This is a genomic window from Acinetobacter sp. LoGeW2-3 (genome assembly GCF_002688565.1).
GTDB lineage: Bacteria > Pseudomonadota > Gammaproteobacteria > Pseudomonadales > Moraxellaceae > Acinetobacter.
This window is the reverse complement of the sequence record NZ_CP024011.1, coordinates 1,103,618-1,117,858: the sequence shown is the minus strand read 5'-3', so window position 1 is coordinate 1,117,858 and position 14,241 is coordinate 1,103,618. Positions and strand designations below refer to the sequence as shown.

Below are 14,241 nucleotides of genomic sequence, written 5' to 3'. Positions count from 1 at the left end.
TCTTAAGCCAGTAACTTCAAGCTTTCTGAACGGATCTTTTTTAAAGGTTCGGGTTTTATATTTCCTTCAATCATTCCATCATGCATCACCAGTGTTTTATACGCCTGCCAACCATCTTGGGTGCAATGAAACTGCGCTGCATCTAACTGCCCCAAATCTCGTGCAAGGTCATAATGGAAATTGCCGCGTAATAACTGATCAATCTGTTCAGGGTTAAATGAAGCAGGTTGCTTGCCTTCGAACAGCACACTGTAATACGGCTTTTCAGATAATCCGGTATCGACTGCCAACAGCGATACTGCTTTGAAATTCTCATGGGATAAGTGATTTAAAATTTGCATTGCGGTATCGGGTGCGAGCTTTTCACCGACCAAATCCACTCCAAAACGGCGTCCCTGGAACTCAAAACATGGGACATCGCCCATAAAACCTGTGACCAACAAACTGTCATCCAGGCTATAACGTAATAAACCATTACCCGACGTAATAATCGGACTGACCACATCACCGAGTTTTAACTGCCACGATGGAATGACCTGACCAATCTGTTCGCCTTCAAGATATTCAAACTCATAGAAATGACTGTGATAGGCCAAGGGATAATGTCCATCATAAGGAATCGTGACCACACCTTCGGTTGCCCATAGTCCTTTACCCTCAAACAGTGCAAATGGAATTTTTTCTTGTAAGACCGATGCCCACTGTTGTGAACCAGCCGTGTCCCAACTGGATAAAAACTTCAATCTTGGCCACAACTTTTGCAATTGCAACTGACCATTCTGTTGGCTACGAATCAGCTGAATCACACGTTTCTTATTTTTCGGCGCTTTCATTTGCTGCAGGGATTCAGCACGTTTGCCCCAGTTTCCTGTATCTAGCACCTGAATAATTTCATGTCGATATTGTTCAAGTTTCTCTAGCAGTTGAATCGCAAAGGTCGGACTCCATACCGAAAGCATGGCCAGATTTTTATCGGCAACCAAATAGCACAGCGTGGCAAAAATGGCATCTTCCGCTTGTGCTGCAAAAGAGACATCGCCTGAAACGGCTTGAGTAAATTTAGACAAGATCCGCTTACCAAAACCAAGTAATGCACTATCGTCATTGAGATTGTCATCTTTTAAAACTTCACGCTGACTTTCTGGCAACCAGGAGACTGACCAATAGTGGGTTCCATAGACCAGCTCAGGACATTTGCGATAAATACTCGATAACCAGGATGCGATCGCGCTGTCTAATTCCTCTAAAAACATTTTGTTGTAGGGAATAAATTTAATTTGCTCACTCGAACCACTGGTGGGCTGGAAACGCACCAATGGACTAGTTGATAAATGCTGTTTTCCATCGCGACTGGCTAAAATCGCATTTTTCCAATCTGTATAACGCGATACAGGAAAAGCCGCTGTAAAACTCGCGTAGTCTTGAATATTTTGCTGGGTTGCAAAGGTCGAACTTTTCAAAATTTTATTCAGTTTGGCACGCTGGATCTGCTCTAAACGGGTCAGATTATTTTGAAAATGCTGATCCTGCTGATCACACCATTTCCTGAGGATCTGGTGTGATGCAAAGGTAAGGGCTGAGTTCAAAATCATGAGGGTAGACCCTGACCCGCAGACTTCATTTGAGCCACCAGTGGAGATTGACCTTTACTTGGTGGCTTAGTCATGAGACGTATTGGATATCGTGCTAGATCAGACCATCCAAAACGCCCAATACATGGTAATTCTGTACCCAAATGCCAGGTTGGATTCATGGTTTCAAAGAAATCAATTTTTGGATTTGCTTTACGCATTTCCAGGGTGATCGGTGCGACTTCACCTTTTAAGGGTTGATAATCATTGCCAAAGTTAAGTAAGCCGGTTTTAGTATCGAAATACACCGGGAAATACGTATGGCAATATTTTTCTACAATTGGAGATAGCTGTTTATGTTTTCCATTGAAATGTGGATAGTAGACAAAATAGTTATTGGCCAATAACAGATAGGTTTTATAGCCCTTGGAAATCAATAACCAATAGAACTCTCTAAATGCGTATTTTACTCGGAGTCTAACCAAGAGCTTAAAGAAGACCAGTGGCAACGTACGCGCGCCCCAAAAGTCTTTATGTACGACAGTGTCACCGCTAAATAACACGGTATATTTCTTATCATTTAACTCGAAATGATGAATTGCGACCGTAGAGAAGCCTATGATGTCATCTGTTTGCGGATGAAATAGTAAAATCGCACCCGTTTTCTTTTTGAAATCATTTAAGAACAAGGAAAACTGAGTATTCTCATAATAGTCCTGATAAATGGAATACATTTGTTCTAATTGTTTTTCATTAATTTTTTTTCTTTCCACATAGCGTCCATGTGGAGTTACGCTTGGCCGAGTCAAGCGCATACGTTTTCTAAGTTTACGAACCATATTACAACCTATATAATTGATTTATATTTATTTTTATAAATATTTTTATTATTTAGTTTTAGTGTGCTTCACAACACAAAATCCCTTTTACATTTCAGCCTCCTATGTTTTCATTTTCTGGGTTTTATCCATAAATATTGTTAACACCGCTACTGCAAAAACCACAATCGCGAGTAATCGAAGTAAATCATTAAAGCCTGAACTCATGGCTTGAAAGTGAATATCCTTATAAATCGTGGCAATCGCCAATTGTTCAGCTGCATCTCCCATGGTCGCATACTGAATTTTCAAACTTTCTAAGCGCTCAATAAAGACATAATTCTCAGGAGTCATAAAAGTATTCAGTGCTGTGACATGTAGGGCTGTAAACCAATCCAGTGATGAGTTAATAATGGCAAGGCCGACTGCACCACCAATATTTCGCATCAAGTTATAAATTCCGCTCGCATCAGACACCTTGCCGACATCCAAAGTACTCATGGCTAAATGCGACACCACAATCAGGCAAATCATGAGTCCGATCCCACGAAATACCTGTGGCCAAAACATAAACTCAAAGTCGCTATGGATACTCAAATAGGAGTTCATCCAAATCCCGATACCGGCCAGGAATAACCCGACAAAAACCGTTTTTCGTGTATCAAAATTGGGAATCATCCATGCCAGTAACGGCGCAAAACAGAACATCACAATGCCATTGACCATCATGATATGACCAATCTGACTACTGTTCATTTCCCGGACTTGTCCTAAAAAAACCGGAATAATGTAGCCCAATCCATACAGTGCCATCCCGATCACAAAGGTGATCATACAGCTCAAACTAAAGTTTTTATTCTTAAAAACGGTTAAATCGAGCAGTGGCTTGTCGGTGGTAAAGCTTCGATAAAAGAAAATCAACGCACCGATTACACAAATGAAGAATGCATTTCTCACTCCAACATCACTAAACCAGTCGTGTCGCGCACCTTCATCAAGGAAGTACTCCAGTCCACCCAAGAACATTGCAAGCCCAATCAGACTAAACCAATCCATAGTTCGGAATGCGGCATGATCAGCTTGATCAATATCGCGGTTCGCATAAACGATGACGCTAATCACAATTCCTGGAATGATGTTAATCAAGAACATCCAATGCCACGAAAAGTTATTGGTGAGCCATCCTCCAATGGTTGGACCAATCGCAGGACCCAGCGTGCTCACCATACCGAATAGAACCAGCGGCAAGGTCCTTTTATTTTCAGCGAAGAGCAAATACAGTGCCGACATAGACGTCGGAATCATACCGCCGCCCATAAATCCCTGAAAGGCACGAAATACCAATAGACTCTCTAAATTCCATGCCAATGCACATAAAAGTGAACTTAAGGTAAAACCAATGGCACAAATCGAATAATAGGTTCGAGTCGACAAAATCCGGGACATGATACTGGCAATCGGGATCGCAATAATTTCGGCAATCAAGTACACCGTTTGTACCCATGTCACTTCATAGCGGCTTGCACTCATGCCTGCCTGAATTTCATTAAGTGAACTTGCAACGATTTGGATATCCATGATCGCCATGAAATTTCCAAAAATCATGGCAGCAAAGATCACCCAGGCCACAGATTTCGGGAAAGCCCAATCTGTTTTGTTCGTATGCAGCTTCATTGTGATAAGCGCTTAAATCAGACTTAAGATCTGAGATCGACTTTGGCAATTACCGACATGCCCGGTTTTACCAGTTCAATCTGAGGATGCGGCTCAAGCACAATACGTATTGGTATACGTTGTACGACTTTATTGAAGTTACCTGTGGCGTTATCACTCGGCATCATCGAGAAAGTCGCACCCGATGCAGGCGAGAAGCTGTCAATTATCCCTCGATAGGTTAAATTCGGATAAGCATCTAGCTTCACCTGGACTTTTTGTCCCTTATGCATTTTCTCAATTTGGGTTTCTTTAAAATTTGCTTCTACAAAGACACTATTTTCAGGAATGATTGCCAATACGCGGGATTGAGGCGTAACACGAGAACCAAGCTGAATAGACAAGCTGCCGATATTGCCTGAAACAGGGGCCATTAATTTTGCTGCATTTAAATCAACTTGATATAAATTGACTGTCGCTTTCGCATTATTTAAATCTGCCATAATCTGTGCACGTCCAGCTTGAACGCTGCCATATTGAGCTTTTGCTGTATTTAACATGGCTTGACTACGTGCTAACTGCGCACGTGCAGAGACGTATTGAGATTCAATGGTTTCGAATCGTTGCCGCGTGATCACGCCATCACCCAAAAGTTGTTGATAGCGGAGATAATCGGCCTCTAAACGGCCCAATTCAGCTTGAGCCGCATTAACGTTGCTCAATGCTTCTTCAATGCTAAATTGTGCGGATTTTTCATTTTCAGTATGAATGGCGATAGCTGCCGTTTTTAAATCCACCATGGAGCGGGCTTGATCATAACGGGCTTGATAATCACGATGATCAATCAAAGCCAGTACATCCCCTTGTTTTACGAATTGGTTATCTTTGACTTTGAGCTGAATGACTTCACCAGAAATCTTAGGCATTAACCAAGTCACATCAGCTTGTACATAAGCATTATCAGTGGATTGATAGTAACGATAGACCATGAAGTAATAAGCAACACAGAGCATGAGTGCTACGAACAGTGCACCAAAAATAATCCATGCGACTATTTTTCGCCGACTCAGGTGATCGACATCTTGAGACTCTAAGACCGCTTCCATACGCTTAATCCTGGACGCCACATATCCGCATGTGACTTTATTATTTTTTTAAATTATTCTAATTATTGTTTAGAATTTTTTTCTTAAATGGTGCTGATACACTCACCCTAGGTCATCAATATATAGCGTTCCAATAGGCAACTCAATTTAAGCCGACAAACAAATACAGATATAAACAATTGATTTTAATATTTTTAAAAATTTATTTTTTTGAACTTATTTTTTTCCGATTAAAGGCACTCGGCAAAATCACATAATAGGTAGGACAATATTTGTAATAAAGAGGTCTCAATACTTTAAAGTTAATTAATATTTTGAGTGAAAATTATTTTAATAACACTCATAGAAATTTTAGGACCACTAGCTATCTGTTTGTTACGAAGATAAAACTGAATAGCATTGACCGCTTTTTCATCTAACCGATACACTGCCACCCATTCTTTTCTTTCTTCTATATCATTCTTTTTTATAGTTTGATGTGGAACTTCTATGGCAGCAGCATGACAGCAAATACCTCATGGCGACCTTTCGCCATGGTTAGTTTCACTTTGATTATGGGCACCATCGGAACGGCGCTGGCAAGTCCGCTTTATCCCATTTATCAACAGGTGTGGCATTTATCCCCAAGCCAGATTACCTATATTTTTGTCGCCTATATGTTTGGCTGTCTGGGTACGCTGTTGTTCCTGGGGCGAACCAGTAACAGCATTGGTTTTTTAAGAACCTTACAAATCGGTCTGGTATTTATTAGCTTAGGGTTAATTATTTCTGTCTTTGCAGACAATGCGCTAATTTTATCGCTCGGCCGTTTCATTATTGGCATTGCTTCAGGTTTGATGACCACCTCTGCCATGATTGGCATGATGCAAACCATTCCTGAGAGTCATAAGTCGCTTGCACCGCAATTGGTATCGATTCTGACCGCTATCGGCTTTGGTCTAGGGCCTTTTGTCGGAGGAGTCATTGCACAGTATTCTCAAACTCCACTGATCACTCCATATCTGCCTATTATTCTTGGCGCAGTGCTGTGTTTTATTGGCTTGTTCTGGCTAAAAGCACCATTATTTGAACGCCAGCCCTTTAGTATTGCACCTAAACTACTGCGCCCAGAGCAGCAATATCATGCGCTGTTCTTGATTGTTGGTTTTACCGCATTTAGTGCCTTTGCTGCCTTCAGTTTATTTGCTTCACTTTCACCATCGTTCGTGCAGGATATCTTACCTTGGCATGGTCCTTTGGTCAGCGGTACCGCTATTACCTGCATTCTGCTGATTTCTGCTGTAGTGCAGTTCTGTGCCAAAGCGGTTGCTGCAAAGAAATGTCTGAATATTGGCTTAATCATTATGCTGGTAAGTCTAGTTAGTCTTGCGCTATGTATGATCCTCAAAACGAGCATCTTATTTTTTGTCAGTGATATTTTATTTGGGATTGGGCATGGCTTTGCCCTGATGGGTGCATTTGGTGTGATTCATACGATCACAACTTTACAGAACCGCGCAGCCGTGATGTCAACCTATTTATTTATTGGCTATCTAGGCACGATTGTGCCGATTATTGCAGTGGGTTACTTGGCTGACCATTTTGGCTTAACTTTTAGTGTAATCAGCTTCTGCGTTGTGATGAGTGCTTTATGTTTAGTTCTCTGGTTATCACATCAGAAACTGCGCATAAAGGCCTAACAAAAAAGCCCTCGAATGAGGGCTTTTTTTATAACTTAGGGATTACTTCCCAATACAGAATATATTTTAACTAATTAATTTAATATAAATTAATTAGTTAATGAAATAAATTCATGTTAGTGCCTAATTGGTGACTATTTATGTCACCGCTAAGCATTTTTATTCTGTGCCTGATCTACTTTTTCTATTTAATCAAAATTAATATTACACTTGATCTAGGAGAACTGCACTTTAGCTAAGGGGATGTTAAAGTGTGAGGATAAAGAAATGCTTTGAACCTAATTTGGTCTAGTTCTTATTTTTAAAGTAAAGTAGTCTCTCTAAAATTGTTTATGGATAAACTATGAAAGTTCAAGAATCTTTTGAAACCAAAAAGGATGATTTAGGTGAATACCGGTTTGAATCCACTCTAATGCCTGGACATATCAATAATTATGAATCCTCGTTAGGAACTTATTATTTGGTTGATAAAATTGAATACCATGATGCAATATTTTCAATTTTTAGCCTGACTCCATTATCAGAAGAAGAGAAAATTTTAATGAGAGGAGATTGGGAGCGATTTTGCCCAAGGCTTTAGTAAGCAAACCGTCCTAAGTGGCAGTTTTTTATTAGGAGAAAGAAATAAAATAAGCTATTTTCCTACTAGCTTCCACACTCATATTGTTCAGAGTATAGAGTGGCAAGAAACAGAGTACCCGAATTACATACATGGCTTTGCTGTAATAAAAAGGTAGAATATTTATTTAACTAGAATCGATAAGATTAGTTTTATATTGCTTGAAAATTAAACAGATATCCCTATATATTTATTTCTAACAATAATTTATGGGGAAAAAAATGGAATGGATTAAAGAAAAACTAGAACACCTAGGCTATGTTTTTGATGAATATCCAAAGGTTTATTGGTGTTCAATATTTTATATGGCTATTGCGGCTATCGCTCTAATCGGTTACTTCCCACTATTAAAGGGAATTGCGAGTTTAAATATATTAGGTACCCAACCTTTTCAGCAATTGATTGTAGAAAATCTAAATTGGCTACGTTGGGGCTTGATAGCTATGCCAGTACTAATTTTATTTTTTGGCTGGTGTCATGTTGCAGAATTACATGAAAGATTAATGCGGAGAAAGTATAGATTCTAATTTTCTCTAATACTAAACCTCCTCTAAGAGGCTTGTATCAATAAAAGAAAAACTCTAGATAATGAATCAATGGAAAAATTAAGAGATATTAGAATGCAAAATAAGAGTTCTTTAAAAGAAGGATTTAGTTTTAAGCTAATCGGATTCAATCAATCTCTAATTGACCAACTAACTCCTGTTTTTTATAACTCTATTGTGGAACTATCGACTCTCATTAATATTTCTACTCTAGAAGGCATTTCTTTTACAATTGGAGATGAAGAATATCTGCAGCAATTAAAATCTTTCAATGAGCGGTTAACTTACTCCAACGGTGTTGCAGTAGGGGTAGCAATGACACTAACTAATATTAATGGGGACTATAATAGAAATTATATCCTCATAAATTGTAGGTATTTAGGTCTTGAGTACCTTCTAACTGAATACATTGAGCCAGTATCAGAAGAAGAAATTATTAATATTTATAATGATTTTTCTCACTTGCTCTTTCATGAGTTTTGTCATGTTTTTGGGTATCAGCAACTATTAAAAATGAACCCAGAATTGCTAACTAAAGATAACTTTAGAAATGACTGGGAGGGATTTATGCACTTAACCTCCTTAACATGCTGGGACGAATATCAAGTGTGTAGCTGGGCAAATATGATTGGATCAGACCAGAGCGTGAGATACGAATCTATTCTCCTGGATGTAATTAATCAATTTGATAGCTCCATAGAACGCACATTTAAGGAATATTTATGCAGCACCGATAGTTCAAGATTTTCTACTCTATTCAACAATACAATTCACTTAATTTTTAATTTATTTAAATATTCATCTTATTACTTGGGAGACTTGTCGAGCAAGGAGGGAGGAATGACTATTAGTGATGAGATAAGCTCACATAAGCTATATGATGTAATAGAAAACCTAAAGGATATACTATTATCTCTGAAAGATAAGGTAGACGCGGGTACAGCAAAAAATACCGACTTTTATATAATTGGGGAATATGCACAACAGGTTGCAACAAGCTTGGGCTTGATTGTAGATCCTACTGAAGATGGCAATATGTTTGTAAATCTGAATGTAGCTGCTCAAGCAAGAATTCTGTATACCTAAACAATTATTCTTTATCTCTGTCCTTAATCAAGTTTTTTTACTTAGTAGAATAAAGATACAAACCTAAATTTAAGTTTTAGATATAGCTTCTAGAATTTCAAGCTTTAATTCCTCAGAATAATCATCTTCATATAATATAGAGGTAATGATTTTATGTAATAAATCCTTATTTATTACGTTATCAGCTACCCATACAGCTATATTTTCCATTTCATAAATAAACTTTTTCACAATATAATCAAAGCCATTTAGCTCAATAAAGTATGCACCTAGTGCTAAAGATGACCTTTTATTTCCATCATTAAAGGCATGATTCTTATTAATTGAGAAAACTAAATGCGTTAATTTATCTTCAATTTCAGGATAATAAAGATCATTTTGTATATGTTCTAAAGGACTCTCTAATTGACCTATATCTTTTACTCCTACCAGTCCTCCTGTATTTTCAATAATCCAATCATGTGTATGAATAGCATAATGTATATCGAAGTATAAAAATCTTACGCTTATATCCTCCATTTTTTATCGATCCTTTAATCTTTTAAATACGGCTAAGGTTTCTGGATCACTTAGTTGTTCTTGTAAAGACTTGCTTTTCTCGCCTAAAAATCTTTCGAAATCAGCTTCTGGTACTGCTTGAATGTAAGCTTCCAATTTTTCATGTAAGGCGTCTCGAAAACATAGATCTCGACTCGCCATTTTAGTTCTGGCATCCAAAATTAAAGGTGTGAATAATGGATGTTTTTCAAAATCTAAAAAAAGTTTTTCTGCTTCTTTCTGAGTTAATTTGCTACCTTTCTTTTTTCCTGCAATCTCTAACTCATGAGCTATTCCTGCTTCAAAACTTGCAATTAAATTAATAACTTCAGTGTACATAGTTTCACGAATTTTATCGTGTTCTGCTAATTTTAATACTTTTTTATACTCTGTAGCATTTTCCTGAAAAATACTTTTATAAATCAGATTAGTAAATCTTGCATACTTCCATTGACTACCTTCAATGTAGTTATCAACTGCATCTGTAAACTTTTTACGATAATTTTCTTCTTGGAAACTTGCTAATAAATAGTTTTCATCTCTTTGATTAATAAACTTAGTATGTCCTCCAGCTCTGTGTGCTACTACATCTAATACAATATCTAATACTCTTGAACGCAGTACTCTAGCTTGTTCACTTTCAGTTAATAGCATTCCTAAATTCAGAACAGCTCTAAAAGTAAATATTCCTAAAACACTCGTTTTGGTACCCTCACCGATGAGGGTACCATGTACCAACTCTTTAAAATCTTTAAGTTTTTGTCCTCTCAAAATTTGATAGCCATTATTTTTTAATTCATCACCATGGTTAGATATATAACGTTCAATAGTTGCATCGCTAATTTCGAATAAAGACATTACTTGTTGTTTTGTAAAAACAATTTCACCCTGAAAAGAGATACCCCCTAAATTGAGGTGTGCTTCAGCTTGCTGTAGAGCATAGCGATTATTAAGAATATTCTGTCGCTCATGAATAGATTCTGTTAAATCTTTTGCCATCATTTATAATACTCCCAACACAAAAACTATAATTATGGATAAGAATTTACCTTGAAATCAAAGGTGCTAAAACCACTCATTAATTTACTACAAACAATATTTCACCTTATTCCTAATGTTCGATAGTAACTAATTATTCTTCATAATTGATGATTTATTTTTTACAAATTTGCACTAATTTATTAAAACACTCTAAAGCAAAACCTATCTCTACTCAAAGTCTTAAGATACTAATTGTAGTAATTAGAACTAATATATTAGTAACCAGATTCATTACATTAATATCAGTAAGAATATAATTTTTACACTAAATTTGAGTTAGATTTTGTACTTTCCTAAAATACTTAATTGTAATCTTAGCTAGTCGATTGTTAGCGTAGACTTATAAATTATTTACTCTCACTGTAGGCTTATCTTTCTAATTATTAAAAGTTGCCACTCTAAATATACTAATACAGCCACTGCTGAGAATTGTTTAGTTTCATGGATTGTAAGCCACCCTCTAAAAAGCTCATCACTATCGCTTTGCCTCATTTTCTATTCCTAATGCCTATTTTTATATATTTACGTAAATATCTAACTAAATAAGAAAAATTCTTAAAATGCTTTTTCTAACAAAGGATCTTATTATTTTACTGCAAATACACGAAACGAAACGCCAAACGAAACGGAACGAAATAGCAAATACTTTGATATTCAAAGTATTTAAGCATACTCAATTTTCAATTTTGACCCATTACGCGCGTGTACAAGAGAAAATCTCTATACCGTTTCATTTTCAATTGGCTTAACTATCTTTTTAAGTGGACATAAGAGACATGGTGGGCATAAGTTCTTACACACATGATTTTAAATAATTTATGATATCTATCTAGTTATTCAATCAAGTATTCACATAATGGGCATAAACAAAAAAGGTGGACATAACTTTAAATCATGTCCACCTTGTCCACTTGATGTCCACCCTATTTAAAAGAGTATTTACTAAAATATGGGCATAATAAAATACATATTAAACAGTATCTTATTACATTTAAACTATAGTATGCCCACCTTGTCCATCTTCAAATATTTAACTTTAGAACTCATTGTCAGATTGCATAGCTTCAATACTAAAGTGCATCATCCTAGGTCTTGTGCCATCAGGTAAAAGACTACTTACCTTTTTACTGGACAATATCTTTCCACCTTCATTAAAAGTCTTAAGCCAACCTTTTTGAATTAGAACTTTCTTAGTGTATGTTTCGCTCATTCCAATGCACATTTCCTTTTTGAACATAATAGGGGATATAAGGTACATTTTGCTTTTAGGCTCATAGTAACCAACACGGTTTTGAATACGTGGACGGGTGACTTCACCATCTGCTTGTCTGATTACAGTTAAGTCTTCAAAGCGACTTGTTCCGTTGGCTTCAAAAAAGGCTTTAATATGCTCCAGAATCTTTGTTTCCTCCATATTTTCACCATTGCCTAGACTACCAAGCCAGGTATTAAAACATTGCGCTATTGCCTCAAATGCACGCCCTTGCTGCCATCCTGTAATCCCTGCCAGTGTTGCTATTTCACCAGCAGCCGCTACTAATCCAAAACGCCGTAAAACACGGTTAGCCTGTCCATTCTTTATCTGATTATGCTGCTCGATAAAACTGTCCAAGAATGCCTGTGCTTTTAGCGTTACTGCATCTTTATTGACGGTTAGATATTCAAGCCACTTTATACCGGCATGACCATAGTTCTTTGATGCCAAGTCGTTAATCTGATTACCTAGATCCTGTGGCGCTGTACCGTAGTTAATACAATCAAATACGCCGTAACCTTTACCCGCATCACTTGGAAGATGTGCAAAACGTAGTAGCAAACCAGCATCAAGCTCAATATTGCCACGTCGTAAATGTTCCTCTAACGTCACTTCACCGGTAGAGGTATACATTAGACTGAATTGCTTAACATCGCGGTTTTTACCTGCCTTGGTACTTCGCGCCTTACCTTGACCACCAGTGAGCATATAAACAATATCAGATACGGCTTTTGGAACAGCCTGGCGTAGCTCATCCAGATTCAAAAAGCTGTCATTTCTCAATTCAGCTTCATTCTCTAAAGCATTATCAGTAGTTCGCCATGACTTAGAGATCTGCTTAGGGTCACCCCATACACTGCATGACGCTTTGGTAATGGTACTTTTGCCATCAGTTGACGAACCATAGATATGAAAACCACCACTTTCAGCTCCCAAGGGTAAAACCAATTGACCTGAAAAGGCACATGAAAATACTAATACTGCTAAAGCATGAGCTTCAATTAACTTACTTAATTGCTGCCATTCCTCAAAAGTTCCAGAAACTGTATAGGGGCTTTTATTATCACTATGAAATAGCAATTCTTCGCCTTCACTATAACCATAGGTCTTGTTAGGTGTAGCAAAACAGGCCCCATGCCATCCAGCACGATCTATACAGCGGAAACGCCGTTCTATTGGGTAATCCTGAATGTAGTTAATCAATACTTTCTTTTTGTACGCCTGACATGGTGGCATCAAGCCATGATTGGCAATAATCTTTAATGCCTCTTGTGCTTCTCCCATAAAATGCTCATAAGGGATGAGCAGTCGATGCAGAGCATTGTCCTTATCATGAAACTGGATAACACGCTTCCAGTTGTCATTATTCAAGCTTCGTGCTTCACCAAGGATAATAGCTGAATTACAAATGAATGTGCGCGTCTGCTTGAGTTCTCCATCCTCCTCCCTCTTTTCTTTTACTAGATATAAGCCACTCTCCATTATGTACAAAAATGAATTGTCATCTATCTTGAATGGCTGGGCTAAATGACCTTTAGGAAGTGGATTCTGTTTTGATAGAGAAGCTATAGCATGGCTTATAGATTCTTGTACCTGCTCTGTTTCATCATATTGAGATAAATCACACTCATAGCCATCATGATAGTGATTTATCAATCTAACAGCTGTGTTCTGCTCCAGCTTTTTAAATGGATCAAGCTGCATTTGCTCAGGTCTAATAGGTAGATAGAGCTGCTTATAACTTGCTTGGAATAGCTGATTAATTACAAAACGAATTTGTTCAAAATCATGTGGTTTAAGCTCAATTAAACGTTTACTACACAGGGTAGGTAGTACGACTAATACAACACTATAGTTAGTCTGCGCAACTTTAAAGAATGCCTCTAAGCTATAAGTAATGATTACAGGCTTGTCATGATGAAAGTCACCATACATAGCAAAACCTTTAGCTAGTCTGCTATCCCTGTTTTCTCCATCAGATGTGAATTCGATTATCTCACCATCTTGCATGACAGCATATTGCACAACTTCTAATTGCCCATTATAGAGAGGCCAAATAGTTGGTTGTTGCTCACTATCTTGGTCAATATATATTTGCTGTTTAGGATGACCAAAACGCTCAATAAGAGGATGATGCAGTAAAGCATCATCCTCTGGGTGTATAAGCGTATATTTTTTTTGATTATTTATTGCCAGATAGGGCGTATGAAGACTTTTATGACATGTATTCATAATCCCCCATTTCATTACCACCTAGGTAACAAACACCTAGGGGAATTAACATTGCATCATTGTATGGAAATGGCATTATTACAAAATTTAGTAAGTATT

11 protein-coding genes are annotated in these 14,241 nt (G+C 37.4%); 4 read left to right on the top strand and 7 right to left on the bottom strand.

The window, feature by feature from the left end; all coding sequences use genetic code 11:
• Nucleotides 1-2: 2 nt before the first annotated feature.
• The 4 genes from BS636_RS05345 to BS636_RS05330 all read right to left on the bottom strand — a co-directional run bounded on the left by BS636_RS05345 (nucleotide 3) and on the right by BS636_RS05330 (nucleotide 5,148).
• Nucleotides 3-1,592, bottom strand: a complete 1,590-nt coding sequence (locus BS636_RS05345) for a GH3 family domain-containing protein (RefSeq protein WP_099337851.1) — start codon at nucleotides 1,590-1,592, stop codon at nucleotides 3-5.
• A complete protein-coding gene (locus BS636_RS05340; protein ID WP_099337850.1) occupies nucleotides 1,589-2,410 on the bottom strand; it encodes a hypothetical protein in 822 nt (273 codons plus the stop codon). Before BS636_RS05340 ends, BS636_RS05345 begins: the two co-directional genes overlap by 4 nt.
• A gap of 102 nt (nucleotides 2,411-2,512) precedes the next feature.
• Nucleotides 2,513-4,063, bottom strand: coding sequence for a DHA2 family efflux MFS transporter permease subunit (locus tag BS636_RS05335; protein ID WP_099337849.1), 1,551 nt, complete (start codon nucleotides 4,061-4,063; stop codon nucleotides 2,513-2,515).
• A 23-nt stretch (nucleotides 4,064-4,086) separates the two neighbouring features.
• Nucleotides 4,087-5,148, bottom strand: a complete 1,062-nt coding sequence (locus BS636_RS05330) for an HlyD family secretion protein (protein ID WP_099337848.1) — start codon at nucleotides 5,146-5,148, stop codon at nucleotides 4,087-4,089.
• A gap of 533 nt (nucleotides 5,149-5,681) precedes the next feature.
• Here BS636_RS05330 and BS636_RS05325 point away from each other — a divergent pair.
• From BS636_RS05325 to BS636_RS05310, 4 genes are all read left to right on the top strand, one after another.
• Nucleotides 5,682-6,827, top strand: a complete 1,146-nt coding sequence (locus BS636_RS05325) for an MFS transporter (RefSeq protein ID WP_099339605.1) — start codon at nucleotides 5,682-5,684, stop codon at nucleotides 6,825-6,827.
• Nucleotides 6,828-7,170: 343 nt separating this feature from the next.
• Nucleotides 7,171-7,407, top strand: a complete 237-nt coding sequence (locus BS636_RS05320) for a hypothetical protein (protein WP_005104932.1) — start codon at nucleotides 7,171-7,173, stop codon at nucleotides 7,405-7,407.
• Nucleotides 7,408-7,667: 260 nt separating this feature from the next.
• The gene (locus tag BS636_RS05315) at nucleotides 7,668-7,973 is read left to right on the top strand and encodes a hypothetical protein (protein ID WP_099337847.1); all 306 of its coding nucleotides are present in this window, start codon (nucleotides 7,668-7,670) and stop codon (nucleotides 7,971-7,973) included.
• 69 nt (nucleotides 7,974-8,042) lie between these two features.
• Nucleotides 8,043-9,077, top strand: a complete 1,035-nt coding sequence (locus tag BS636_RS05310) for a hypothetical protein (RefSeq protein ID WP_228206930.1) — start codon at nucleotides 8,043-8,045, stop codon at nucleotides 9,075-9,077.
• Between the two features lie 69 nt (nucleotides 9,078-9,146).
• On the opposite strand, the gene BS636_RS05305 is transcribed toward BS636_RS05310, so the two are convergent.
• The 3 genes from BS636_RS05305 to BS636_RS05290 form a co-directional block, all read right to left on the bottom strand.
• Nucleotides 9,147-9,596, bottom strand: coding sequence for a type II toxin-antitoxin system death-on-curing family toxin (locus BS636_RS05305; protein WP_005104938.1), 450 nt, complete (start codon nucleotides 9,594-9,596; stop codon nucleotides 9,147-9,149).
• Between the two features lie 3 nt (nucleotides 9,597-9,599).
• The gene (locus BS636_RS05300; RefSeq protein WP_005104939.1) at nucleotides 9,600-10,616 is read right to left on the bottom strand and encodes a hypothetical protein; all 1,017 of its coding nucleotides are present in this window, start codon (nucleotides 10,614-10,616) and stop codon (nucleotides 9,600-9,602) included.
• A gap of 1,075 nt (nucleotides 10,617-11,691) precedes the next feature.
• Nucleotides 11,692-14,142 carry a DUF927 domain-containing protein gene (locus BS636_RS05290; RefSeq protein ID WP_099337844.1) on the bottom strand — a complete coding sequence of 817 codons (2,451 nt, stop codon included), beginning with the start codon at nucleotides 14,140-14,142 and terminating at the stop codon, nucleotides 11,692-11,694.
• Nucleotides 14,143-14,241 lie beyond the last annotated feature (99 nt).